24 protein-coding genes and 3 tRNA genes are annotated in these 24474 nt (G+C 62.0%); 8 read left to right on the top strand and 19 right to left on the bottom strand.

Annotated elements, in window-relative coordinates:
• The first annotated feature begins 81 nt into the window (after positions 1-81).
• Positions 82-1098, top strand: coding sequence for a LacI family DNA-binding transcriptional regulator (locus ACR3YK_RS03695; RefSeq protein WP_486175886.1), 1017 nt, complete (start codon positions 82-84; stop codon positions 1096-1098).
• A 45-nt stretch (positions 1099-1143) separates the two neighbouring features.
• Here ACR3YK_RS03695 and ACR3YK_RS03700 read toward each other — a convergent pair whose 3' ends face one another.
• Positions 1144-1749, bottom strand: a complete 606-nt coding sequence (locus ACR3YK_RS03700) for a TetR/AcrR family transcriptional regulator (protein ID WP_486175887.1) — start codon at positions 1747-1749, stop codon at positions 1144-1146.
• Between the two features lie 107 nt (positions 1750-1856).
• On the opposite strand from ACR3YK_RS03700, the gene ACR3YK_RS03705 reads away from it, so the two are divergent.
• Positions 1857-2561, top strand: coding sequence for a type 1 glutamine amidotransferase domain-containing protein (locus ACR3YK_RS03705; protein WP_486175888.1), 705 nt, complete (start codon positions 1857-1859; stop codon positions 2559-2561).
• 51 nt (positions 2562-2612) lie between these two features.
• Positions 2613-3611, top strand: a complete 999-nt coding sequence (locus ACR3YK_RS03710) for an NADP-dependent oxidoreductase (RefSeq protein WP_486175889.1) — start codon at positions 2613-2615, stop codon at positions 3609-3611.
• Positions 3612-3795: 184 nt separating this feature from the next.
• On the opposite strand, the gene ACR3YK_RS03715 is transcribed toward ACR3YK_RS03710, so the two are convergent.
• From ACR3YK_RS03715 to ACR3YK_RS03745, 7 genes are all read right to left on the bottom strand, one after another.
• Complete coding sequence (locus tag ACR3YK_RS03715; RefSeq protein ID WP_486175890.1) at positions 3796-4362, bottom strand: GNAT family N-acetyltransferase; 567 nt, start codon at positions 4360-4362, stop codon at positions 3796-3798.
• Positions 4363-4529: 167 nt separating this feature from the next.
• Complete coding sequence (locus ACR3YK_RS03720) at positions 4530-5054, bottom strand: GNAT family N-acetyltransferase (RefSeq protein WP_486175891.1); 525 nt, start codon at positions 5052-5054, stop codon at positions 4530-4532.
• A 334-nt stretch (positions 5055-5388) separates the two neighbouring features.
• Positions 5389-5462, bottom strand: a tRNA-Met gene (locus ACR3YK_RS03725).
• Positions 5463-5484: 22 nt separating this feature from the next.
• Positions 5485-5556: transfer RNA gene (locus ACR3YK_RS03730), tRNA-Thr, on the bottom strand.
• A 99-nt stretch (positions 5557-5655) separates the two neighbouring features.
• Entirely contained in the window at positions 5656-7110 is a 1455-nt protein-coding gene (locus ACR3YK_RS03735) for a M23 family metallopeptidase (RefSeq protein ID WP_486175892.1), read from the bottom strand.
• Positions 7111-7432: 322 nt separating this feature from the next.
• Positions 7433-8545, bottom strand: coding sequence for an ion transporter (locus tag ACR3YK_RS03740; protein ID WP_486175893.1), 1113 nt, complete (start codon positions 8543-8545; stop codon positions 7433-7435).
• Positions 8546-8598: 53 nt separating this feature from the next.
• Positions 8599-8683, bottom strand: a tRNA-Tyr gene (locus ACR3YK_RS03745).
• Positions 8684-8817: 134 nt separating this feature from the next.
• Here ACR3YK_RS03745 and ACR3YK_RS03750 point away from each other — a divergent pair.
• Positions 8818-9306, top strand: coding sequence for a YajQ family cyclic di-GMP-binding protein (locus tag ACR3YK_RS03750; protein ID WP_486175894.1), 489 nt, complete (start codon positions 8818-8820; stop codon positions 9304-9306).
• A 35-nt stretch (positions 9307-9341) separates the two neighbouring features.
• Positions 9342-10817 carry a cardiolipin synthase gene (cls, locus tag ACR3YK_RS03755; RefSeq protein WP_486175895.1) on the top strand — a complete coding sequence of 492 codons (1476 nt, stop codon included), beginning with the start codon at positions 9342-9344 and terminating at the stop codon, positions 10815-10817.
• 71 nt (positions 10818-10888) lie between these two features.
• On the opposite strand, the gene ACR3YK_RS03760 is transcribed toward cls, so the two are convergent.
• Genes ACR3YK_RS03760 through ubiE form a run of 3 tightly spaced genes read right to left on the bottom strand, consistent with a single transcriptional unit; the run spans position 10889 to position 14206 of the window.
• Positions 10889-12247, bottom strand: coding sequence for an FAD-dependent oxidoreductase (locus tag ACR3YK_RS03760; protein ID WP_486175896.1), 1359 nt, complete (start codon positions 12245-12247; stop codon positions 10889-10891).
• 54 nt (positions 12248-12301) lie between these two features.
• Positions 12302-13378, bottom strand: a complete 1077-nt coding sequence (locus tag ACR3YK_RS03765; protein WP_486175897.1) for a polyprenyl synthetase family protein — start codon at positions 13376-13378, stop codon at positions 12302-12304.
• A 27-nt stretch (positions 13379-13405) separates the two neighbouring features.
• Entirely contained in the window at positions 13406-14206 is an 801-nt protein-coding gene (ubiE, locus tag ACR3YK_RS03770) for a bifunctional demethylmenaquinone methyltransferase/2-methoxy-6-polyprenyl-1,4-benzoquinol methylase UbiE (protein ID WP_486175898.1), read from the bottom strand.
• 128 nt (positions 14207-14334) lie between these two features.
• Between ubiE and ACR3YK_RS03775 the strand changes: the two genes are divergently transcribed.
• Entirely contained in the window at positions 14335-15588 is a 1254-nt protein-coding gene (locus ACR3YK_RS03775; protein ID WP_486175899.1) for an isochorismate synthase, read from the top strand.
• Positions 15589-15612: 24 nt separating this feature from the next.
• Here ACR3YK_RS03775 and ACR3YK_RS03780 read toward each other — a convergent pair whose 3' ends face one another.
• The 4 genes from ACR3YK_RS03780 to ACR3YK_RS03795 all read right to left on the bottom strand — a co-directional run bounded on the left by ACR3YK_RS03780 (position 15613) and on the right by ACR3YK_RS03795 (position 19291).
• On the bottom strand, positions 15613-16257 hold the full coding sequence (locus ACR3YK_RS03780) for an arsenate reductase ArsC (RefSeq protein ID WP_486175900.1): 645 nt from the start codon (positions 16255-16257) through the stop codon (positions 15613-15615).
• Positions 16258-16388: 131 nt separating this feature from the next.
• Positions 16389-17213 carry a polyphosphate kinase 2 family protein gene (locus ACR3YK_RS03785; RefSeq protein WP_486175901.1) on the bottom strand — a complete coding sequence of 275 codons (825 nt, stop codon included), beginning with the start codon at positions 17211-17213 and terminating at the stop codon, positions 16389-16391.
• Between the two features lie 46 nt (positions 17214-17259).
• Positions 17260-18978, bottom strand: coding sequence for a 2-succinyl-5-enolpyruvyl-6-hydroxy-3-cyclohexene-1-carboxylic-acid synthase (gene menD, locus ACR3YK_RS03790; protein ID WP_486175902.1), 1719 nt, complete (start codon positions 18976-18978; stop codon positions 17260-17262).
• Positions 18959-19291 (bottom strand): PLD nuclease N-terminal domain-containing protein, encoded by a 333-nt coding sequence (locus ACR3YK_RS03795; RefSeq protein ID WP_486175903.1) that lies wholly within the window; start codon positions 19289-19291, stop codon positions 18959-18961. The genes menD and ACR3YK_RS03795 overlap by 20 nt, the downstream gene beginning before the upstream one ends.
• Positions 19292-19345: 54 nt before the next feature.
• Between ACR3YK_RS03795 and ACR3YK_RS03800 the strand changes: the two genes are divergently transcribed.
• On the top strand, positions 19346-19726 hold the full coding sequence (locus ACR3YK_RS03800; protein ID WP_486175904.1) for a DUF4229 domain-containing protein: 381 nt from the start codon (positions 19346-19348) through the stop codon (positions 19724-19726).
• Here the strand turns inward: ACR3YK_RS03800 and ACR3YK_RS03805 are convergent.
• From ACR3YK_RS03805 to ACR3YK_RS03820, 4 genes are all read right to left on the bottom strand, one after another.
• Entirely contained in the window at positions 19661-20725 is a 1065-nt protein-coding gene (locus ACR3YK_RS03805; RefSeq protein WP_486175905.1) for a 1,4-dihydroxy-2-naphthoate polyprenyltransferase, read from the bottom strand. The genes ACR3YK_RS03800 and ACR3YK_RS03805 overlap by 66 nt on opposite strands.
• Before the next feature lie 9 nt (positions 20726-20734).
• Complete coding sequence (locus ACR3YK_RS03810) at positions 20735-21865, bottom strand: AMP-binding protein (RefSeq protein WP_486175906.1); 1131 nt, start codon at positions 21863-21865, stop codon at positions 20735-20737.
• A gap of 33 nt (positions 21866-21898) precedes the next feature.
• Positions 21899-22870: a 1,4-dihydroxy-2-naphthoyl-CoA synthase gene (locus ACR3YK_RS03815; protein ID WP_486175907.1), complete on the bottom strand. Its 972-nt coding sequence runs from the start codon at positions 22868-22870 to the stop codon at positions 21899-21901.
• A gap of 96 nt (positions 22871-22966) precedes the next feature.
• Positions 22967-23392: a 1,4-dihydroxy-6-naphthoate synthase gene (locus tag ACR3YK_RS03820; RefSeq protein ID WP_486175908.1), complete on the bottom strand. Its 426-nt coding sequence runs from the start codon at positions 23390-23392 to the stop codon at positions 22967-22969.
• Positions 23393-23434: 42 nt separating this feature from the next.
• Between ACR3YK_RS03820 and ACR3YK_RS03825 the strand changes: the two genes are divergently transcribed.
• Positions 23435-24448 (top strand): o-succinylbenzoate synthase, encoded by a 1014-nt coding sequence (locus ACR3YK_RS03825; protein ID WP_486175909.1) that lies wholly within the window; start codon positions 23435-23437, stop codon positions 24446-24448.
• The last annotated feature ends 26 nt before the right edge of the window (positions 24449-24474 follow it).

A 24474-nucleotide genomic window follows, 5' to 3' on the forward strand; every position in this document is an offset into this window, starting at 1 on the left:
GATGCCGGTCGCTAGAATCAGCAGCGGCGAGGCCGCTCTGAACGGCATCCGATCTCGTTCGCATCCAATGGAGGGCAACTGATGGCAAGCATCGAAGACGTTGCCGAGCGCGCGGGAGTCTCCACGGCGACGGTGTCGCGAGCGCTCAGCGGAAATGGTCCGGTCTCCGCGGCATCCCGGCTCAAGGTCGCCGAAGCCGCGGCGGCACTCGATTACGTTGTCTCGTCAAGCGCGTCGAGTCTGGCATCCGGGCGCACGAAAAATGTCGGGCTCATGGTGCCGTATCTCACGCGCTGGTTCTTCACCTCGGTTGTTGAAGGCGCCCAGCAGGCCCTGATGCGCCACGGGTACGACGTGACTCTCTACAACCTCTCGGGCAGCGTTGCCGAGCGCGAGAAAGTGTTCGACGAGTTCTTGCAGCGCAAGCGCATCGACGGCATCATCACGGTGTCACTGAAGCTCTCCGCCGCCGAGGTCGAGCGGCTGCACGCCCTCGACCGGCCCGCCGTTGGTGTCGGTGGACCGATTGATGGCGTGCGAACCCTCACGCTGGATGACGACGCGGTATCGAGCCTTGCCACCGCCCACTTGCTGGCCCTCGGTCACACCAAGATCGCCCACATTGGTGGCTCAGAAGACTTCGATCTTGAGTTTCACATCCCGACGAATCGTCGCCGCGGCTACGAAGCGGCTCTGCACGAAGCCGGTATCGAGCCTCGACCCGAGTACTTCGCTACGGCCGACTTCACCATTCAGGGTGGCTACCACGCTGCCAAGCAGCTTCTTGGCAATCCGTTGCACCGCCCGACCGCGATCTTTGCATCGTCCGACGAGATGGCTATCGGGTGCATTCTGGCCGCGCGAGATCTCGGTCTCGTCGTGCCTCGCGACATCTCGATCATGGGTATCGACGGCCACGAGCTCTCTGAGTTCTTCGGGCTCACGACAGTTTCACAGTCCCCGCAAGCGCAGGGCGAGCACGCGGTCGACATACTGATGAGCCTTCTCGTGCCGGGCAAGCACCCGGAGATTCCCGAGAACTCCCCGATCGACTACGAGCTCATCGTGCGGTCGAGCACGAGTCGGCCTCCAGAGTAGCGGCCGCTTCCCGCCGCAGACAGGGCGCCGCAGGATGCTCGCGCTCTAGCCGCGCGGCTCCACGAGTCGTTGCGCTGCCTGACGCACCGAAGCACTCCGAGCCTCGTCGCTTTCTGCGTACTCAGAGCATCCGATGGAGCGCAGTTCTGCCGGCGCGCGCTCCCAGTTGCTCGCGACCGCGAGCAGGAGAGCAAGTAACTCTTCAGGCTTCCACGAGGAGTCAACGACGCCGCGTTCTTGAGCGTCAGCGATCACTTCGAGTTTGTGGCGGTAGCCCTCGACGCGCCCTTCAGAAAAGGAGCCGAGGGTGGCCGCATCGTGCAGCCAGGCCCACATGGCGACGCGTTCGGCTGAGGGGTCGTTGACGAAGTAGTTGTGCAGTCGCACGGTGTACTCCACGAGATCGGCGTCGATCGGCACCGCGTGGGCGAGGCGGTCGAGACCGGTTTGCATGACGTGGTCGAAGAGCGCGTCTTTGTCGCCGAACCAGGCGTAGATGCGTTCCTTGCTGGCTTTTGCCGTTTCTGCGATGCGGTTGATGCGCGCACCGGCAACACCGTACTCGGCGAATTCTGCCGCCGCTGCCTCAAGGACGCGCTGTTTTGTTTCACGGCCGCGGAGTTGATCACGCGGCATTTCTGTTGAAACCACCAAACTCCTCCAAATCGAACCCTTTGGTTTGACTTAGCCTACACGCCGACATAATGTCGAACCAATTGGTTTGGTAAGCGAATCAACATCTTCGGTAAGGAGCTTTTATGACAAACGTACTTATGGTCCTCTCGGCCGCATCGCACTGGACGCTCGCCGATGGAACCCAACACCCCACTGGTGTCTGGGCAGAAGAATTCCTTGAGCCGTACCGCATTTTCACCGAGGCTGGCTGGAAGGTTCAACTCGCGAGCCCCGCCGGTGTCGCCCCCACTTTTGACGCCGTCAGCCTCAGCGAGGGTGGCGTCGGTTCCGCCGAGCGCGTCGCAGAATTCGAATCACGCATCGCCGACCTGCAACCCGTGTTGCAGCATCCGCTTCGCTTGGATGCTGTCAACGCCGGTGACTACGACGTGATCTTCTACCCGGGTGGCCACGGCCCCATGGAAGACCTTGCGGTCGACGATGACTCCGGCCAGCTGATCGTGGAGGCTGTGAAGTCCAACACAACTCTCGGCGTGCTCTGCCACGCCCCCGCCGCGTTGCTCGCCGCCAACGACACAAAGACCGGGGACTGGGTACTCAAGGGTCGCAAGATGACCGGCTTTGCCAACAGCGAAGAAGAAATCGGCGGCCTCGCCGACAAGGCCAAGTGGCTCGTCGAAACCCGCCTGGTTGAGCTCGGAGCGGAGTATTCGAAGGCCCCCGAGCCGTTCGCCTCCTACGTGGTTGTCGATGGTCAGCTCTACACCGGCCAGAACCCTGCCTCGTCTGTCGAGGTCGCTGAGCGCATCGTCGCCGACAAGTCGTAACGCCCTCACTCTTTTCACTTTCACCACTTTTACTATTTCAAGGAGCATCACATGACCACCAGCATCCAATGGCAGCTCGCCTCTCGCCCCACCGGCGAGCCCACCACCGAGAACGTCGTCAAGGTCGAGATCGAACTTCCCGAGCTCGCTGAGGGTGACGTTCGCGTTCGCAACTCGTTCCTCTCCGTCGACCCCTACATGCGTGGTCGCATGAACGAGGGCCGCTCGTACGTCGCTCCTTACAACCTCGGCGAGACCATGACCGGTGCCGCTGTTGGTGAAGTTATCGAATCCACCGTCGAGGCCCTGCCCGTCGGTACGCTCGTTCAGCACCAACTCGGATGGCGCGACATTTCGCAGGGCCCCGCCGAGCAGTTCACGGCTCTGCCCAACATCCCCGGCGTCTCGCCCTCGCTCTTCCTGAGCGTTCTCGGCCTCACCGGCATCACGGCCTGGACGGGCCTCACACAGATCGCCCAGATCAAGGAAGGCGACACCGTCTTCGTTTCCGGTGCAGCCGGCGGAGTTGGAACGATGGTGGGCCAGATTGCTCGCCAGCTCGGCGCCGCGCGCGTCGTGGGCAGCGCAGGAACGGCCGAGAAGGTTGAACTTCTCACGAGCAAGTACGGCTACGACGCCGCGTTCAACTACAAGGATGGCGACATCGACGGCCAGCTCGCCGCCGCCGCACCCGACGGAATCGATGTCTATTTCGACAACGTCGGAGGCGACCACCTCTCCGCAGCGCTCGGCGCCTTCAACGATGGTGGCCGCGCCGCCATCTGCGGTGTCATGTCGTTGATCAGTTCTGGCGACCACGGCATCAAGAACACCGCCAACATTGTCACCCGCGGCCTCACCATTAAGGGCTTCACGATGGGCGCCTACTTCCACCTCGCCCCTCAATTCGCTGAAGCAATGCAGGGATGGCTCGGCGCCGGCAAGATCGCATACGACGAGACCATCACCGACGGCATCGACAACGCTCTGGATGCCTTCAACGGCCTCATGAAGGGCGCCAACATCGGCAAGGCACTCGTTCGCATCTAGTCCCGTGTGACTGCCGACCCGAACGGCGCACACTCTTCGCGCTTCGGTGCGAACAAGAAATGCCCCGCAGCATCAGCTGCGGGGCATTTCTTTTCTGCGACGCACCTCTCCCTCAGGAACCCCGCCTCGCACGCCACGCTGGTTTCCGGGGCAACGAGGATACGACGGCTACGGGGCTACGGCGCTACGGGGCTACGGCGGCCAGCGGCGCATTGCTGCCGACGAAGACGGTGCGATCGGCTGTGCCCAGCAGCGGATGAAGGTTGAGCTTGTGAGCGAGCGCCACCGAGGCGGCGTTGGCCGGGTGAACCACCGCCACGAGCAGCAGAGCGCGGATGTGGGTTCGCGCGTAAGCGAGGAGGGGGCGCATCGCCTCGTACCCGATGCCTTGGCCTTGATGCGCGGGGTGAACAATCCAGCTCACCTCAAGACATCGTGTCATCGTCGTGAGCGAGCGCAATTGCAGACTGACTTCTCCCACCAATTCACCGTCACGTTCGATGGCCACGGCGAGTACGTCATCCACCCGGTGCAGTTGGGTTTGTCGCGTTCGTCGTTTCAGCTGCCGCAGCGCTGAACGGCGAGTGCGTTGCGGCCATGCCGTGTATTGGCTCACTTGGGGGTTCGATTGCAGCTCATGCCACCGCTCGGCGTCCGCCATGCGGTGTGGGCGAAGCAGAAGGCGCGTGGTGCGCATGGACGGCAGGCGCAGCGGCGGGGTGAGGGTGAGTCGAGCGTCGCCTCTGAGCATGAATTCACCGAACCGCTGTCTTCGTTGTGTACGTGCTTCTTCGTATTCACTGAATACTGACACAGCGACTGACACGAACTTGTCGCGGGGATTCCGGTTCTGTAAACAGCACGTAAATTGCTGCGGATGTTGGGGGCACAATTCATTTGAGAATCGTGCTGGAGAGCTTAAGCTCGCAGGCTGCCCGCCACGAACGACAAGTCGGTACCGTCGCGAGCCATGGCCCGAAAGCCGAGTCGTTTGGCAAGGCCAATGGAGGCTTCGTTAGTTTCGTCGATGACGGCAACGAGCCACTGGATGTTTGCTTCGGTGAAGGCGAACTCCATCATGGCTTCTGCTGCTTCGCGAGCGTAGCCCTGGCCGTAGGCATCCGGATGCAGAATCCAGCTGATCTCGGCAGTGCGGCTCGAGAGGGCTACCGAGCGAAGGTGAAGCGAAACGTCGCCAATGAGTTGGCCGTCGCGTTCGATGGCGAGTGCGAGAAAGTCGTTAGCTTGAAGCAGTTTGGTGTGCTTGGTGCGGTGAAGCAGGTGAGCATATGATTCGGGCCGCGAACGTTCGGGCCACGATGTGAACTTGTGGACGTCGGGAGACGACTGAATTTCGTACCAGCGCGAAGCGTCGTCGATGCGATGCGGGCGCAGAGTGAGACGATCGGTGACCAGCGTCGGCGCGGTGATAACTCGATCCATGGACGGACCGCGCGCGAAGCGTGGGCGAAGGCTCAGCTTCATCAAGCGTTTTCCTCATTCAGTTGGTGTTCAGGAACAGGGGCAAATCCAGCGGTAGACCAATTACAGCGCCGTTTTGACAGAAAACCACAGTTTTCTATGAAACGACCAAGAGAATGCAAGATGTGGGCCGGTGGTTCAGGTTCGTTGTTCACAATTGGTCGCTGTGCGAGAAACGACGCGCGACTCGACCGCGCGCTTCGCGTGGAGGCTGACGAGGGAGTTCACCCCACACGCACTGCTGCCGACGGCGGCGGCAAAGAAGGGACACCAGATTCCCTGAAACAACACACGGTAGCTGAGGCGGGATTCGAACCCGCGACCTCACGATTATGAGTCGTGCGCTCTCACCAACTGAGCTACTCAGCCACGTCATCCCAGTGGATGAACGAGCCCCCTATGGGAATCGGACCCATTACCTCTTCCTTACCAAGGAAGTGCTCTACCAATGAGCTAAGGGGGCACACAAAAGCGCAGAACGCGCAATTGGCACCGTAAGAGACTAGCACCCGTTTAAGGCCTCTACGTACGCTTTTGGCCTAAAAGTGCTCGCGAAGTGAGATTAGTTGACCGCATTGGCCGTAAGCCACGCGTAGGGGTCGACAGGAACATCATCCAGGTGAATCTCGAAGTGCAAATGAGCACCATAAGCGATGCCAGTTTCACCGACGAGTCCAACGAAATCGCCGGCCTTGATCTCTTGACCGACCACGATGGGGCTTGAGTCCGTAATCATGTGCGCATAGAGGCTTGTGACCTGCTGGCCATTGATGGTGTGCGAAATCACGGCGTGATATCCGTACCCGGACCAGTCAGCTTGAATGAGCTCAACCGTGCCATCGGCGATCGCATAAATGGGGGTGCCGGATGCCGCGGCGAAGTCTGTTCCCTTATGGAAACCGCCGACACGATCACCGAAACCGTCGGTGATGGGTACCGAATACGGGAACGGCCAACGGACGGCACCGGTCGTCGCGTTGTACTCGTAACTCACTCCGGCATACTTGAGCGCGAGCACTTCGGCGTAGGAAATCACCTTGATGTTGTCGTGAGCCGCAACGTCGCTCTCCACATCATCAGAGACCTCAAGAGACTGCGCGGCGCCGGGAGCGGCACTCACTGCGGCCACATCGGTGGCAGGCGCCCCAGCGGCGATAGGCGCAGTGTCGGCGTTCACGAACACGTTCGAGGGAATCGACACTCCGACCATAATCGGAAACGCAAACAGTGCCGCTACGAACGACAGGGCCTTGGATGTCGAACGCTTGCTTCGAGAACCACTTGAGCTGCTCGGGGCGAGAGCTTTGCGCGACACCCACACGCGCTTCGACTTTACGGTGGAGCCGCTCTTCTTGCGAGACCGTGGGGCGGTCGGCGCGGTGATGTGCCGCGAATCTCGGGCGGGCTTGGCGGCCTTGGCAGCCTTGCCTTGCTTGGTGACCTTGACGGGCTTAGAACGCTTACGCGTCGCGGATGACGCTACGGGTGAACTGAGTGTCTCTGCCGTAGCGCCGTCGTGAGAAGAAACCACCACAGTGCTGGGGGTGATCCCGAGGAGGTCGAGAGGTTCATCCGCACGAATGCTGGCGGAATCGGCGTCGGGCAGGCTGCCTGCAGTGGGCGCGCCCACTGTTGCAATCGGAGCAGTGAAGAGCCGCTCAGACACCGTGGGAGCGCCCGGAGCCGGTGCAACAACGCTTGCCGGCGCGGGAGTCGGCGCCACCGGAATGGCCGGCGTCTCAGCGACGACGTGCTTGTTACGCATCGAACGGCGGCTCGGCAGCGCTGCAGTGGGCTCGATAGCGACGGTGGGCGCAACCTCACCCTCGGCGTTCGAACGTGAACTGAAGAGGTCTCCCACGACGGGAGCCGCTGGCGCAGCCTTGGGGTGTCTCGCACTCGACTTCTTACGACTGGACTGCTGCGCTTGGCGCTCGCGCTCGCGCATCTCTTTGCGAGTGAGGGGAGGGTTCTCCCCCACTCCCGGCTGGGGCGAAAACGGAAAGTCGCGGCTCATCAAGCGAGCCCTAGGTGGCGGGAGGGGAACGACACTGCGGCGTAAGCGCTCGTCAGCAGCATTCTTCTCCTCCACGCGATTCACCTGCTAGGTGTGAATGCAAAATTCGGGTACTAGCCCCACGCAGGTCGGGTTGCGCGGGTAACAGATTTATAAAGGTTAGCGTGCAAGTGGTCTAGTTACCAGACCTTTTTTAAGTGGTCTACCCGCACCGATAACCGTTTCAATCATGCCCCACATTTCTGAATAACCGCTGGTGCCACGACGTGCCAAACACTGCCCGTGCCCAGAGCCAAAGCTTGCCGGCCGAGCGTCGCGAAGCCTACGGTTCGCTCACCGCAAGTTCATGCGCTTCGAGCCGTGAACGAAGAGCCCGCGAGAGCGCTAGAGCAGCCTCGTCAGCAGCGAGCCGCTCGCGAGGCACCGAGCTGTGCGGCATGCCCGCGACGAGAGCCAGATCGGCAGCAAACAAGGCTTTCGCCCAGTCCGCATGAGAGAGCTCGTGGCTTCCGGCGAGCGCGCTTTGCACACGCTGCACGTCTTCCCGCAGGGCCTCTGCGTTGTCGACGCCCCACATCCGCAATACCTCTGGTCGTACGCGAGGGGCTGAAGTGAGTCGTCCCAGACTGCGGATCACGTGAGCGAGCTCATCATTGTTCAGTTCGAGCGCGACCGGCGGATCAACGCGCTCCTGCTCCGCGTGAAGTGCTTCCTCACGCTCGATGCGCAGTGACTGCATCGTGTCGACGATGACCGCTATGAAGAGGTTGAGCGTGATGAACGCGGCGATCAGGATGAACGGAACAAAGAACATCCACGCCATCGGCATCACTTCCATGATCGGTCGCACGATTCCCATCGACCAGCTTTCGAGCGTCATGATCTGGAATAGCGAGTACGTCGACTTACCGATGGAGCCGAACCATTCGGGGAATTGGTCGCCGAATAGCTCCGTCGACATGACGGCCGCGACAAAGAAAACGAGCGACATCAATAGAGCGATCGCACCAATACCAGGGAACGACCGCAGTAGCGCCTCAACGACCATCCGCACTTGCGGAAGAAACTTAATCACGCGCAGGATGCGCAGCACACGAAGTGCGCGAAGAACGGAAAGTGGTCCAGAGCTGGGCACAAGCGCGATAGCGACCACGATGAAGTCGAAGACTGTCCAGCCATCTGTGAAGAACCGCTTGGGCCCGTAAGAAATGAACTTGAGGACGAGCTCGATCACGAACACGACAAGCGCAATCGAGTCAAGAAAGTGAAGCACGTCGTAGGTGGTGGTGCCTTCGTCTGCGGTCGTGGCCAGAGCGATAATGACCGCATTGACCACGATGACCCCCAGAACAACGTTCTGTACGGGGGCTGAGTCCACAAACTCCGCTAGCCGACGACGAAAGGGTGCGATCTCGGGAGAAGGAGTTGGGTTCACGCGCCCATTATTCACGAAAGGCCCCACACTGTGCGCGGGGCCTACCAAACAAGTGGTGGCGAGTGAGGGATTCGAACCCCCGAATGCGAAGCAGTCTGATTTACAGTCAGATCCCTTTGGCCACTTGGGTAACTCGCCAGGACGCCTCCGGCCACATGTATTCATCTGACCGAACGCGCTGGACAAGGATACAAGGAATCTGGGCGCCGTGTGACCACTTCGGCAAAACTTGCCTGCGAGAGATCGTGGCGTCGCCCGGGTAGCATAGGGATATGGCTGATTCTTCGTTTGACATTGTGAGCAAAGTTGACCAGATGGAGGCGGAAAACGCCGTCAACCAGGCGCAGAAAGAGCTCGCTCAGCGCTACGACTTCAAGGGCGTCGGCGCCTCGGTCGAATGGACGGGCGACAAGCTTCTCCTCAAGGCAAGCGCCGAAGAGCGCGTCAAAGCCGTTCTTGAAGTGCTGGAAGCCAAGTTCATCAAGCGAGGCATCTCGCTGCGCAGTCTAGATGCCGGTGAGCCCTTCCCCAGCGGCAAGGAATACCGCATCGAGATCAGCCTGAAGAACGGCATCTCCTCTGAAGACGCCAAAAAGATCTCCAAGATCATCCGCGACGAAGGCCCCAAGAGCGTGAAGTCTCAGATCCAGGGTGATGAGCTTCGCGTGCAGTCGAAGAGCCGCGACGATTTGCAAGCCACAATGGCGCTCCTCAAGGGAAAAGACCTCGAAGTAGCTCTGCAGTTCGTCAACTTCCGCTAGTGCTCTCGGCAACTCCGGTTCGTTAGACTTCGCCCATGGACTTGGGCAGCATCGACTTTAGCTTTACGGCGGTTCTCGCTACTGCTCTCGTCGTCATCGACTTTGCGATTCGAGTGCTGTCGATCATTTATGTGCCCCGCAACCGGCGGCCACAGACAGCGATGGCCTGGCTGCTCGCCATCTTCTTCATTCCCTACGTGGGCGTGCTGCTGTTTCTCATTTTTGGTAGCCGCCGACTTCCCAAAGGTCGCCGCGACAAACAGTCCGAGATCAACCAGTTCATCGTCGAGTCGACGGAGGGCATGGATCAGGTCAAACAAGATCAGCCTTGGCCATCCTGGCTTGAGCCCGTCGTCGAGCTCAACCGCACCCTCGGCGCGATGCCTCTTGTCGGTGGCAATGCGGCCACGCTGCACTCTCGCTACGCGGAGTCGCTCGAAGCGATGACCGCTGAAGTCGACACGGCCGCACATTTTGTGCACGTCGAGTTCTACATTCTGAGCCTCGACGACACGACGCGACCGTTCTTCGACGCCCTCGAACGGGCGGTCACGCGCGGCGTACGCGTGCGAGTGCTTCTCGACCACATCGCTTCGCTACGGGCTCCCGGCTATCTTTCCACCATCCGTCACCTCAAAAAAATTGGCGTCGACTGGCACGTCATGCTGCCAGTTCAACCACTCAAGTGGAAGTTCCAGCGCCCCGATCTGCGCAACCACCGCAAGATTCTCATCATCGATGGAAACGTCGCATTCACCGGTTCTCAAAACATGGTCGACTCTTCGTACAACAAGCGCTCCAACCTCAAGCGCGGCCTGCAGTGGAAAGACCTCATGGTGCGCTTCGAGGGGCCCATCGTGTCGGGAATCAACGCGCTCTTCATCACGGACTGGTACAGCGAGACGGATGAACTGCTCGTGCGGGAAGGCAATCTTGCGCTCGAAGCCAGCTCCCCTGCGAGTCTCGATGCCCAAGTGGTGCCGAGCGGTCCGGGATTCGAGGGCGAGAACAACCTCAGGCTATTCAATTCGCTGCTCTACGCCGCCCAACGTCGCGTCATCATCACGAGCCCTTACTTTGTGCCGGATGATTCGATGCTCTACGCGATCACGACCGCCGCGCAGAGCGGGCTCGATGTTCAGCTGTTCGTCTCTGAAGTGGGCGATCAGGCGCTCGTCTACCATGCTCAGCGCAGCTACTACGAGACACTACTGAAGGCGGGCGTGAAGATTTGGCTGTTTCCCAAACCGACGGTGTTGCACGCCAAGCACTTCACGATCGATGATCAGGTCGCGGTGATCGGCTCGAGCAACATGGACATGCGCTCCTTCAGCCTCAATCTTGAAATCTCTGTGATGGTGCGCGGCGCCGAATTCATCGCCGACATGCGCACCCTCGAAGACGAATATCGCAGCGTCAGCCGCGAGCTCACTCTTGAGGAGTGGATGAAGCGCCCGAGAGCTTCCAAGGTTCTCGACAACCTGGCGCGCCTCACCGCCGCGGTTCAGTAGCCGTTCGCTAGCGGTGCGGCAGAAACTGCTGCACCGCTACTGCTGCGATAGCCCCGTTCAGAGCCTCCGCTCTACTCCGCGTCAGTCGCCTTGGATGCTGCAAGCATGTCGTCGCGGTCAACCAGCTTGATGCGCGCACGGCCCTCAGCCTCGCCCAGAGCGATTTCGTGGGCATCCAGCGACTGCCACCCCTGCAGGTTCGTGTACTCAACGTCACGGCTGTTCAGGAGGTCAACGACAGCCTGCTCGTCGGGGTTCTCGGGGCTCCACCAGTTGGCTTGGTCGTTCATGACGTGCTTGATGGTTTCCATCGCATCAGACTTGGTGTGACCGATGAGGCCAACGGGACCACGCTTGATCCAGCCCGTTGCGTAGACGCCGTGAACCTGCTCGTCGTTGTCGTCAATGACTTGGCCTTCGCGGTTTGGAATGACTCCGCGGTTCTCATCGAACGGGATGCCGTCGAGCGGCGACCCGAAGTAACCAACAGCGCGGTACAGGCTCTGCACCGCGATCTCGCGGAACTCGCCGGTGCCGACGACTCCGCCCTGGCCGTCGGGCTTGGTGCGCTCGTAGCGGAAACCTTCAACACGGTCGCTGCCGAGCACCTCGACGGGGCCGGCATAGAAGTGCAAGTGCAAGCGACGCGAGGCGTTGCCCTTTTCTTCGCCGCGCCACTTCGTGAAGATGCGGTCAAGCACCATGATCTGCTTGTTCGACTCGATTGCGGCTCTCGATGCGTCGTCGTAGTCGAAGTCCTCTTCGTAAACGACCATGTCGACGTCGTTGAGTTCGCCGAGTTCGCGCAGCTCGAGCGGCGTGAATTTCACTTGCATGGGTCCGCGGCGGCCGAAGACGTGCACGTCGGTCACAGGGCTTGCTTTGAGGCCTTCGTAAACGTTGGCCGGAATCTCGGTCGACAGGAGGTCATCCGCGTGCTTAGCGAGCATTCTGGCGACGTCGAGCGCAACGTTTCCGTTGCCGATCACGGCGGTCTCTTTCGCGTCGAGGGTCCACTCGCGCGGGTAGTCGGGGTGGCCGTCGTACCAGCTGACGAAGTCGGCGGCGCCATGGCTGCCCGGCAAATCGATTCCGGGAATCGGTAGCGGAGCATCCCGCACCGAACCGGTCGAGAAGATGACCGCGTTGTAGTGCTTTTTGAGGTCGTCAAGCGTGATGTCGCGCCCGTAGGTGACGTTGCCAAAGAGGCGGATGTTGCCGGTGTCGAGTACATCGCGCAGGGCGTTGACGATGCCCTTGATGCGCGGATGATCGGGGGCAACGCCATAGCGCACGAGACCATACGGCGCAGGAAGTTGCTCGAAGAGGTCAATCGATACGTCGAACTGGCGCTCTGCCTTCAGCAGGATGTCAGCGGCGTAGATTCCGGCGGGGCCAGCGCCAACAATGGCGAGTCGTAGCTTGCTCATCAGTTGTCGTTTCCGTTCATCTCGGTGCGCCCGGGGCGCGGGCGAGTTGGCGTACTAGTTGGAGCGTTCGACGATGCTTTCGGCAAAGCGCGTCAGGGCTTTCTTGACCGAACCACTCGGTAGCGGCGCGAGGGCTTCCACTGCTTCGCGACCCCAGCGGCGGGCTTCGTCCAAAGTTTTCTTCGTCACCGCATGCTCACGCAGATCGGTGACCGCAGCCTCGATAGCGGCTTCGTCGCCTTCACCATAGAAATTGGCGTTCACGTCGCGCTCGATGCGGGTAAGCAATTCGGCAGCATCGCTATCGGTGAGGGCGAGCTCGCGTAGGTACAACAGTGGCAAGGTCGCAACACCGCTGCGCAGATCTGTTCCGGCCTTCTTGCCGGTCTTGCCTGTCTCGGCCGAGAGATCAATGACGTCATCGATGAGCTGGAATGCAACACCGATCTTCTCGCCAAAATCGCGCACGGGAACCGTGTACTCCTTGGGCGCGTTCGAGAACATGACCCCCACCTCGGCGGCTGTCGCGATGAGCGAACCGGTCTTGTCGGCTAACACTTGCAGGTAATGCTCGACGGGGTTTTCGTCGGGCTTCGGCCCCAGAGTCTCGTGAAGCTGCCCCAGGCAGAGTCGCTCGAAAGTGTTCGACTGCAGGATGAGCGCCTCGGACCCCAAGCCGGCAATGAGCTTGCTCGCTCGCGCGAACAGCAGGTCGCCGGTGAGGATCGCGACCGAGTTGCCCCACACGTTTTGAGCACTCGGAACGCCGCGGCGCAACTGAGCCTCGTCCATGACGTCGTCGTGGTAAAGCGAAGCGAGGTGAGTGATCTCTACGGCTTGAGCGGCCGTGACCACGTCAGCGTTATTGCCGTCACCGAGTTGAGCGGTGAGCAGCGCGAGCACGGGGCGCACGCGCTTGCCGCCCGCTTCGAGCAGGTAACGGCTCGTGGCATCCGCAATCTCGTCGGCGAAGCCCATGTGCGAGAGCAAGCCCGCTTCGACCTCGTCAAGCCCCTTTTCAATTGCCGTCGCAAAACGACGCTCATCGCTTGAGGCGAAGAGTTTCTCCCCGAGCCCCAGGGAGGAGCTCAGAGTGTTGCTGCGACGAGCAGGTGGAACGCTCGGGTTCACTAATTAACCGGTTTCTTTTGCGAAGCGCTACGGCTTCGGTTTGACGTCTGAGTTGGTTTTTGCCGGCTTGATCGTCGTGATCGGACGAGTGGCATTTCCCTTGCGCTTGGCAACCGAAGCAAGCACAGTGGCATCAACGGGCTTGCGCCCACGGTGCATCGCCACGATGCCGGCGGTGAGGTTGCGGTACGCAACACGAGTGAAACCGGCAGCCCGGATCCACTGACTGAGTTCGCCCTGATCAGGCCACTCACGAATCGATTCCGCAAGGTAGGTGTACGCCTCGGGGTTGGAGCTTGAGCGATCGGCGATGATCGGCATCACGCGATTGAGATAGGTGAAGTACCCAGCGCGAACGATCGCGACAGGGGGCTTCGAGAATTCGGTGATTACCAGACGGCCACCGGGCTTGAGCACGCGGTACATTTCGGAGAGCGCTGCGCGAGGGTCGTTGATGTTGCGCAGACCGAAGCTGATCGTGACCGCGTCGAACTCGTTGTCGCCGAACGGCAACTGCTGAGCGTCGCCCTGGATGAACTCGATCTTCTTGTGGCGCTTGCGAGCCTGCTCGACCATGCCTGTGGAAAAGTCGAGGCCGACGACGCGAGCACCGTTACGGTGAAGAGCAGCAGAACTGGTGCCCGTTCCCGCCGCAATATCGAGGATGCGCTCCCCCGCCGCCGGAGCAACAGCACGTACCGTGGCAGCCCGCCACAGCAGTGCGTTACCGGCCGAGAGCACGTTGTTCGTACGGTCGTAATGTTTTGCGACACCGTCGAACATTCCGGCTACGTCTTCCGGTCGCTTGTTCATGTCAGCCTTACCCACCCCTTTAGTCTAGGGCGCTCAGAGCCGATGCTCACTTTCTGGGCCGCAACTGACAGGTACTCTGATACTTGTGGGGCACACAGGGGCTACAGAGCGGTCCGTACACGGGCAGAATCGGAGACAGAACGATGGCTAGCACCCACGATGTACTCAGCATCGTCACTCGCCCCACCGCCGCCGTTGATCGCCTTCTCGACTGGGTCACGCCCCAGCATCCGCTCGCTTTTGTGCGCGACGGCGAGGGCCTTGTGGGCGTCGGTGAACTGCTGCGCCTCGAGTTCCGTGGTGCCGACCGGTTCACCGCCGCAGCAGCCGCGTGGAGCGAGCTCGCGCGCACCGCGATCGTGCACGACAGCGTCAAGCGTCCAGGAACGGGACTCGTCGCGCTCGGAAGCTTCGCCTTCGCCGACTCCTCCGATTCCGTTAGCGTTCTCATCGTGCCGCGCATCGTCATCGGTAGCCGCGACGGCATTCAATGGGTCACCACGATCGCCACTGGCGAGACGAACGGTCTACCCGGCACCTCCGACGGTCTACCCGACGGGCCGCACGAGCCCGCTGGTGAGCAAGTGCATCTCGACTTTGCGCCCGGCGAGATGAGCACCAAGAACTTCACCAAGACGGTGAAAGCAGCGCTGCGCGAAATCTCTCGGGGCGCCGCCGCCAAGATCGTGATCGCTCGCGACCAAAGCGCCGAACTGCCCGCCGACGCCGACCTGCGCTTGCCCATCACGTCGCTCGCCAATCGCTATCCCGACACCTTCACTTTCGCGGTCGATGGCCTCATTGGCTCAAGCCCCGAAACTCTCGTGCGCGTGCAGAACGGGGCCGTCAGCGCCCGCGTGCTCGCCGGCAGTGCCGCGCGCGGCGACGACCGCATCTCCGACGGGCGCGCCGCCGGAACCTTGATGAGCTCGCCCAAAGATCAGAAAGAGCATGCGCTTGCGCTGGCCAGCGTGATGGATGCGCTCGCGCCGCTCTGCAGCGAACTGCACGCGGCATCCGAGCCCTTTGCCTTGCAATTGCCCAACCTGTGGCACCTCGCGACTGACATTGAGGGGCAACTCAGTCAGCGCTCCAGCGGGCTCGACCTCATTGGAATCTTGCACCCCACCGCCGCTGTCGCTGGCACGCCGACGCCTGACGCCATCCGGCTGATCGACGAGCTCGAAGGCTTCGACCGCGGCCGCTACGCCGGCCCGGTTGGCTGGGTGGATGCCCACGGCAACGGCGAGTGGGCCGTTGCGTTGCGCTGTGCCCACGTCAGCGACGCGCGCATTACCGCGTATGCCGGCGCCGGAATAGTTGCCGGCTCCGACGCCAAGAAGGAGCTCGCCGAGACGGAACTCAAGTTTCGTCCCATTGTGGAAGCGTTCGGCTAGAGCAGCCGAAACCAGCGTGTGGGGTTACGGGGCGATCTCCCGCAGCAATTCCTCCACGCGGGCGCGGATCTCATCACGCACGCGGCGCACGCCGGCACCATCGAGCTCGGCTGGATCGGTGAGCTGCCAGTCGAGGTATCGCTTGCCGGGGTAGATCGGGCACGCGTCGCCACACCCCATGGTGATGACTACGTCGGCAGCACGCACGACGTCGTCGGTGAGGGGCTTCGGAAAGTCCTCCCCGAGGTCGAGGTCGACCTCGGCCATAGCTTCGACGACGCTCGCGAGAATCGCCCCTCCGGGCTCAGACCCTGCGGATCGTACGTGCACTCGGTCCTTGCCGAGTTCCCGCAACCAGGCTGCGGCCATCTGCGAGCGCCCAGAGTTCTGTACGCACACGAAGAGCACTTCGGGAACCGGCTTCGGGATGACTCCCTTGGCCTGCGCGAGAGCGGCGAGCCGGTCATGAGCAAAGCGGTAAGCCAAGCTCGGGAGATGAGTGGAGACCTTCGCGGTGCGCGCGAGCGAGGCGTACGACTCGAAGAGGGTTCGTTCGATGGTCTCTTCGCTCACCAACCCGGCGTACTGCGTGGCTAGCCGCTCCGCGCTGCGGTGAAGCACGTTATCGGGATCGTTGAGGGGCAATTGGCCCTCGGATGCTGGTCGCATGGTTCCTCGTTTCGCTCGAACACTAAAAGCATAGATGATTGTCTATGCTTTTAGGTGCTTGATCACGAGATTCACCCGCTGTTCATCGAGCGCCGCCGCGACGCCGCGCATCACATCGCGCCGCATCGCATCTAGCTGTCGGCGAGACGCACTTTCTCGGCCTCAACGTCATAGTCGGCACTCGGCCACTGCGGGTCGATACGCTCGAGCGCGTCAAGGAGAAGCTGCTGAACCGCCCAGCGGGCGTACCACTTGTGGTTGGCCGGAATCACGTACCACGGCGCGCTTTCGGTTGTCGTGCGGCGCAAAGCGATCTCGTACGCCTCTTGATATTCCGCCCAGAGCAGGCGCTCATCCACGTCACCGGGGTTGTACTTCCAGTGCTTTTCGGGGCGATCGAGCCGCTCACGGAGCCGCTCTTTCTGCTCGTCGACACTGATGTGCAGCATCACCTTGATGATGACCGTTCCGTTAGCCACGAGCTCTTCTTCGAACTCCTGGATGATGCCGTAGCGTTCTTCGACGGTCTCGGGCGCCGAGAAGCCTCGCACCCGGTGAATCAAAACATCTTCATAGTGCGAACGGTCGAAGACACCGATGAACCCCGCCTCGGGCAGTTCCTTGCGAATGCGCCACAGAAAGTCGTGCGACTTCTCCTCATCCGTGGGCGCCTTGAACGCGTGAATCTGCACGCCCTGCGGGTCAACCCCGCCGATCACGTGACGCAGGATGCCGCCCTTGCCCGCGGTATCCATGGCTTGCAGCACGAGCAGAACCCGGCGTTCGCCACCGAACTTGCTCTCCGCGAAGAGCCTCTCCTGAAGGTCGGCGAGTTTTTCGCCGTTCTTGGCGAGGGCCTTCTCAGCATCCTTCTTATCGCCATCAAACCCGGGAGTCGATGAGGGATCGATGTGCGCAAGCTCGAAGTCGGCGGTGACAGGCGTGAGTGTTCTCATGCCCCCAAGGCTACTCGCAGGCCATCTTCACCAGCGGCACCCGCCGCTATCGTCGCGCGAGTGGAACCTCAATGATCGTCGGCTCCGGGTGAGCCGAGAGCGCCTGATCGAGTTCACCTCGGGTTGCCGCGCAAATGTAGCGCCACCCGTAGGCCGCCGCGAGAGCCTCGATCGATGCATTCTGCTGCGTGAGCAACACACGGTCGTATTCCTTGCCCGCTTGGCTAGCCACCTCAAGGGCGTCGAAAATAGTGCCACCGCCATCATTGCCGACGATGACTTGGATGCGCGGGCGCGGTTCTCCCGCGCCGAACATGAGAGCACCCACATCGTGGAAGATGGCGAGGTCGCCGAGGAGCACGCGAGTTACTCCCTCATTGCCCTTTTCGGCCTGGCTGGCAAGCGCAATACCCAGGCCGGTGGAAATCGTGCCATCGATGCCGGCGAGCCCGCGGTTAGCGTGCACGGAAATCTTCTTGCCGGGAACAACGCGATCCACTTCGCGAATCAACCGTGAAGCCCCGAGCACGAGGCGGTCATGCGGCCAGGTCGCACGCCACACAGCTTCGGCGAGCATCCGTCGGTCGACGGGAGTGCGCACAATCGCGAGTTCAGACTTGGCGTGGGTACCCGCATCCGCGGCGATATCGGGCGCGATGCTCTCGGTTTCGAGCAACTGGCGGCTCGTTGTCACCCAGCGCCCCAACCAGGCGCGGTCGGTAGCTTCGCCCGAGACGGCAACCTCATCGACAAAGAGTCGTACGCAGCGGCCCGGGTTGTAGTCGTCGGCCGAGGGATGCCGCACCACGACAGTCTCGACACCGCGACGTTGAATGAGCGCCGGAATTTCGCGGCTCAGAGTCGGATGCCCGAACACGATCACGCGAGCGACGCGGTCGCCGAAGTTGGCCGTGTTCAGCAGCTCCCGGTACGCCACGACGAGGTTCGGGCCAAAATGCGCGCCACTGGAAACCTCGGCAATGAGCGGTGCACCCAGCTCGCGAGCAACCTGCTCGGCTCGCGGGCCAGCGCCAGTTCCTGCCACCACCACGGTTGCCGGCGACGGGCTCAGCGCGAGCGTCGTGGGAGCGCCAGGCGACTGGTGCGTGGTGGTCTCGACCACGGGGTCAAGGTCGCTGAAAAGGTCAGGGAACACGGGCTCGCGGTGAGCCGCCGGCTCGGGGGCTACCTCATCGTCGGTGCGATGCCACACGAACGGCGCAGACAGTGGCTCGTCGAACGACAGGTTGAGATGTACGGGGCCATTGACCGCGGCGACAGCGTCGCGCGCGAGTTGGGCCGCGGCATCCATCTCGCCGGCTGCACCGGTCGGTGCCTCGACATCCCAGGTCTGGTGCACAGCGGTACCAAAAATGCCCGGCTGCTGGGTGGTCTGATTCGAGCCAATGCCGCGCAGGGAATCCGGACGGTCGGCACTAATGATGATGAGTGGAACTGCTGAATGGTGCGCTTCGAGCACTGCCGGGTGCAGGTTGGCGACCGCGGTACCGGAAGTCGTGACGACGACAACCGGCGATTGTGTTTCGACCGCGAGACCGAGAGCAAGGAAGGCCCCCACGCGCTCGTCGATGCGAACTCGAAGTCGCAGCAGGCCCTGCTTTTCGAACTCGGCGGCGGCAAGCGCAAGCGCCTGCGAGCGCGAGCCGGGGCTCAGCACAATGTCTCGAACGCCGAGACGAACGAACTCTTCGAGAAGGGCTACCGAAAAATTGGTGGCCGGAGAGTTAGTTGGTCTTATCGTCATCGTCGAGATCTGCTAGTTCCTGTTCGAGGCGGCGAATGCGCTCATCTTGTTCTTCTTTGGCACGCATGTTGCGCAAAAAATCGGGGTCATCGTCGGGCGCTACAGTGCGCGGACGACCAGAACTGGCACTACGTGCCTTACCGAGCATGAACCAGAGCACTACGCCGATGACGGGCAGCAGCACGATCACGAGAATCCAGAGCGCCTTGGGTAACGCGCGCACTCGGCTGCGATCGGTAAGGACCACATCCACAATGGAGAACACGTCGACCGCAACAAGCGCGAAAGCGAGAACGACCAGTAGGCGAGGCATGCACCCAGTCTACGCGCGCAGGCTGCACGCGGGATGCGAGCCTAGACTGTTGCCGTGAAACCTTGGATTGCCTACTCGCTGCTTCGCCTCGGAGTGTTCGCTGCCGCGTTCACTCTTCTCATGATCGCGGACACCGAGCCGTGGCTCGCTGCCATAATCGCAACGATCCTCGGATTCGCTGTGTCGTATGTCTTTTTCGGGAAGCTGCGGGATGCTGTCGCTCTCGACTTTGCTGCCCGTCGCGAAGGCCCGAGCCACGATCCCGATCGCGATGCTGAGGATGCCGCAGCTGACTTCGACTCTGCCGCCGAGCCTGCCGCTCAGCGCGTCACTGAGCGTGCCACCAAGGAAAACGCTCGCGAGTCCGCTCTAGAAAGCGATAGCCAGAGCGAGACCAACGCCGAACAGCAGAGCGGTGAGCCCCGTCAGCTTTAGCGCCAAGATTAGTTCGGCCGGCGTCTTGCCGGTGAGCACGATCATGCACGCTGGAAGCGCCGCCAGCAGCACGAAGTACACGAGATAGGCGTTGAAGAAGAGCATCGAAAAGACGCCCAAGATGCCAAACGGTACAAGCATCGCTACAACATAAAAAATGCGCGACGGCAGACTACCCAGACGTACGGCCAGAGTGCGCTTGCCGGCAACCCTGTCTTGATCAATGTCGCGGATGTTATTGACCATGAGCGTAGCGACCGCGAACAGCCCCACTGCAACGGCGGCCAGCCACGACTCCAGGTTCACGGTATCCGCGAGCACATACGTTGTACCCGCGGTGGCGACGAGGCCGAAGAACACGAAGACGAAGATTTCGCCAAGGCCGAGGTAGCCGTACGGACGTTTGCCGCCGGTGTAGAAGTAGGCGGCGATGATCGCGGCCGCTCCCACCGCAAGCAGCCACCAGTGTTCGCTGCGCACGACAATGATGAGCCCTGCAACAGCGGCAATGCCGAACCAGACGAACGCGACCGTGATGACGGTACGCGGGCGAGCGGCACCCGAGGCGGTGAGCCGACGAGGACCAACGCGGTGATCATCCGTTCCCCGCACTCCATCGGAGTAGTCGTTGGCGAAGTTCACACCGATCTGCAGCGAGACGGCAACCACGAGGCAGAGCAGGGCGCGCAGCCAGTGCCAACCAGCACCGTCTTCTTCATGCGGCAGCACATAGGCGGCAGCGGTGCCGAGCGCCACGGGAGCAAAGGCGAGGGGAAGCGTCTGGATGCGAGCGCCACTGATCCAGTCGCGTGCCGTTGCTTTGGCAATCTTGGGTGCTTTCGGCGGGCGCCCACCGGGACGACCGCTCCTGACCGACTTCTTCGCGGCGTTCTTGTTGCCGTTCTTGCCCGCCCCCGAACTCGACTTCGAGCCCGGCTGCGCGCCCGCTTTCGGCGAGACGGTCTTCGGGTCGATGCGTTGTTGTTTGGGAGAGGCCACGGAGGGATTCTACTTAAGCACGACTGACGCTAAAGCGAGTTTGTCGGGTTTTCCCGTCGAAAGCAGAGGAATCTCATCGATCAGGACGACGCGAGCAGGAGCCGCGGCCGTCGAAGATAGTTGCGCAGCGACCGCCTGGCGAACCACATCCAGCTCAATGGCCGTCGTTGTGATGACGACGGGAGCTTCGCCCCACTCGGGATGCGGAGCCGCCACCACCACCGCGGCGCTCTGCCCGGGAAGCGCGCGAACAGCGGTCTCGACCTCGGCGAGGGAAACCTTCACCCCGCCCGAAATGATCATGTCGTCGGCGCGGCCGCGAACCCGCAGCACGCCGTCCACGATCTCTCCGACATCGTCGGTGCGGTACCAGCGCACGCCCTCGTGCAGGCGGAACGAGAAAGCGCTGCGGCGCGGATCGTCGAGGTAGCCCTCAGCGAGCATCGGCCCCGAAAGTTCGATGCGGTCATCCACGAGTCGTAGACCAACTCCGGGCAGCGGTTTTCCGTCCCAGACGGCACCGCCGCTGGTCTCACTTGACCCATATGTCGTCGAGACGGCGAGGCCGCGAGCGCGAGCCGCCGCCAGCAGAGCGACCGGTGTCGACTGGCCGCCGACCAGAATCCGAGTGAAACGAGAGAGAGCCGCGACAGCTTCATCCGACTCGAGCAGTCGCGAGAGTTGCACGGGTACGAGCGAGACAAAGCGACGCTCGGCAGTGAGTTCGGCCGCAGCAGCCACGAAGGTCTCTGCCGTGAACCCCTTCGGAGGCATGAGTACGGGTTCGGTGTCGGCACAGTACGACCGCGCCAGCACGTTGATGCCGGCGATGTAGTGCGCCGGAACGGCCAGCAGCCACTGACCAGGCCCACCCAGAAGCTCGTCGGATGCCGCAGCACTCGCCTTCAACGCCGCGGCACTGAGCATCACGCGCTTGGGGCGGCCCGTCGATCCGCTCGTTTCCACAATGACCGCGACGTTCGCGGGCACGGTCTCGGGCAGGCCAGAGGGGGAGGCTGGGTGCGGCAGAATCGCGGCGCCCGAGCCATCGAGTGCTGGCTTCAGCGCAGCCCATACCTTGCGGGGATCGCGGGCGTCAACAGACCAGAGTTCTCGGGTCGGAGCATTTTCAGCGGTCACGGGTAAGCCTCTCTGCGTTGAGTTGTCGGGGCGTTAGTACTGCCAGGGGAAGGGCGACCAGTCGGGTTCGCGTTTCTGCAGGAACGAGTCGCGGCCTTCCACGGCTTCGTCGGTGCCGTACGCCAGGCGCGTGGCTTCGCCAGCGAACACCTGCTGGCCCACGAGACCGTCGTCGACGGCGTTGAGAGCGAACTTCACCATGCGGATGGCGGTCGGCGACTTGGTCATGATCGTGGTCGCCCAGTCGTACGCCGTAGCTTCGAGCTCGGCGTGGGGCACGGAAGCGTTGATCGCTCCCGCGTCGAGGGCGCGCTGAGCGTCGTACTCACGGGCAAGGAAAAACACTTCGCGGGCAAACTTTTGGCCGACCTGGCGGGCGAAGTAGGCGCTGCCGTAACCGGCGTCGAACGACCCGACGTCGACATCCGTCTGCTTGAAGCGGGCGTGCTCGGCGCTGGCAATGGTGAGATCACAGACCACATGAAGCGAGTGCCCTCCGCCGGCAGCCCAGCCCGGAACGACGGCGATAACGACCTTGGGCATAAAGCGGATGAGGCGCTGCACTTCAAGAATATGCAGGCGGCCGGCTGCGGCACGGCGCTTGCCCGCGGCGGCAACAGCTTCGGCCTCGGCTTCCGCTTCGGAGAGCCCTGCAGCGGCGGTGGGGTTTGTGGCGCCCTCTTGGCCTTCGTACTCATAGCCAGCGCGACCACGGATGCGTTGGTCGCCGCCGGAGCAGAACGCCCAGCCGCCATCCTTCTCGCTCGGACCATTGCCGGTGAGGAGAACGACACCGATGCGCGGATTCTGGCGCACGTCATCCAGAGTTTGATAGAGCTCGTCGACGGTGTGCGGCCGAAAGGCGTTGCGCACTTCAGGGCGGTCGAATGCGATGCGGGCAATCGTACCCGTCACATCGTGGTGATAGGTGATGTCGGTGAGGTCATCAAACCCGGCGACTGATCGCCACAACTTCTCGTCAAAGATTTCAGAAACAGGCGCCATGGCTCCACCATAACCATCGCGGTGCCGAGCGGACCGGTGCCGAGCGGACCGATGCCGAACCGACGAGGCCCACCTTCTCCTCGCCGCAGAAAGCCATTAGCGGTCGAAGAATCGAAAAACGTTCAACACGACGAGCGGGTTTGCCAGTACAGCAAGCGCGAGGCCGAACGCTGCCCAGCGTCGTTGCAGGCCAAAAATCAGTGAGATTACCGCAGTGATCGCTGCCGAGATCGACGTCACGATCGTGGCATAGGCCAGCGCCGTTCCTGTCGGAAAGTCTCCTCTGGTCGACACCACCATGGCGATGATAAACAGAACGAGCGTTGCGAGACCCAGCGCCGCTGCGATGAATCCAACCCAGCGCGGGCGGGGACGACGCGCTACCGGAGTCTCTTCGGGGCCATCCGCCTCGGTCGATTCACCGTCAACGGGCACATCAGTTTCTTCGTCCTCGACAACGCCGACGACGTAATACGGTACGACTTTGGTCGCCACACGCTCGATATCACCCGGATTAGTCACGCAATTACCCTAACTGACAGGGGAACTTGTCAGACTGGGAACATGTTCCCTTCAGTGAACGAGATTCTCGACACCGCCCACGTGGTGTCCCTGCCCATGACGTCACGCTTTCGTGGCATCGATCAACGCGAAGCTCTGCTGTTCCGGGGCCCTCAGGGCTGGAGCGAGTTCTCCCCGTTCGTCGAGTACGACGACGCCGAAGCAACCCCGTGGTTGCTCGCGGCGATCGACTACGCCTACAACGAGCAGCCACCGCTCGTGCGCGATCACGTGTGGGTCAATGCCACCGTGCCCGCGGTACCCGCCGACCTCGTCGAGGCGGTGCTTGAGCGCTTTCACGGTTGTCGTACCGCTAAGGTGAAAGTCGCAGAACCCGGCCAGGCTCTGGCGGATGACATTGCTCGCGTCGCCGAAGTACGTCGCGTGATGGGCCCGGTAGGGCGCATTCGCGTTGATGCCAATGGCGCGTGGACTGTCGACGACGCCGAGCGTGCCGTGCACGCCTTCGCTGAGTACGACCTTGAGTACGTCGAACAGCCCTGTGCCACCGTAGAAGAACTGCGCGAGCTGCGCACCCGTATCGGGTACATGGGTATCCCCGTCGCCGCAGACGAGAGCGTGCGTAAAGCCACCGACCCTCTCGCTGTGGCACGAGCAGGTGCTGCCGACCTGCTAGTGATCAAGGCGCAGCCGCTAGGTGGCGTGTCGAACGCCCTCACAATTGTTCAGGATGCCGGACTGCCGGTGGTGGTCTCGAGCGCCTTAGAGACGTCAGTGGGCCTCGCGATGGGCGCGCACCTCGCCGCCGCCATCGAGAACCTCGACTACGACTGCGGACTTGCCACAGCATCCCTGCTCGCCGCCGATGTCACGGCTTCACCGTTGCGCGCGCGCAACGGTGAGCTCGACGTGCGCCGGGTCGATGCCGACGAGGCACTCCTTACTCGCTGGGCGGCTAGCCCCGAGCGAACCCAGTGGTGGCTCGATCGTTTAGCGCGCTGCCTCGAACTAGGTAAAAACTACTCATCACGACAGCGCGACGGCTCACTAGGCTAAACCCGTTGGTCGCCACCGCGGGCGAT

The sequence above is a fragment of the Salinibacterium sp. 10G20-15 genome, from assembly GCF_057365065.1.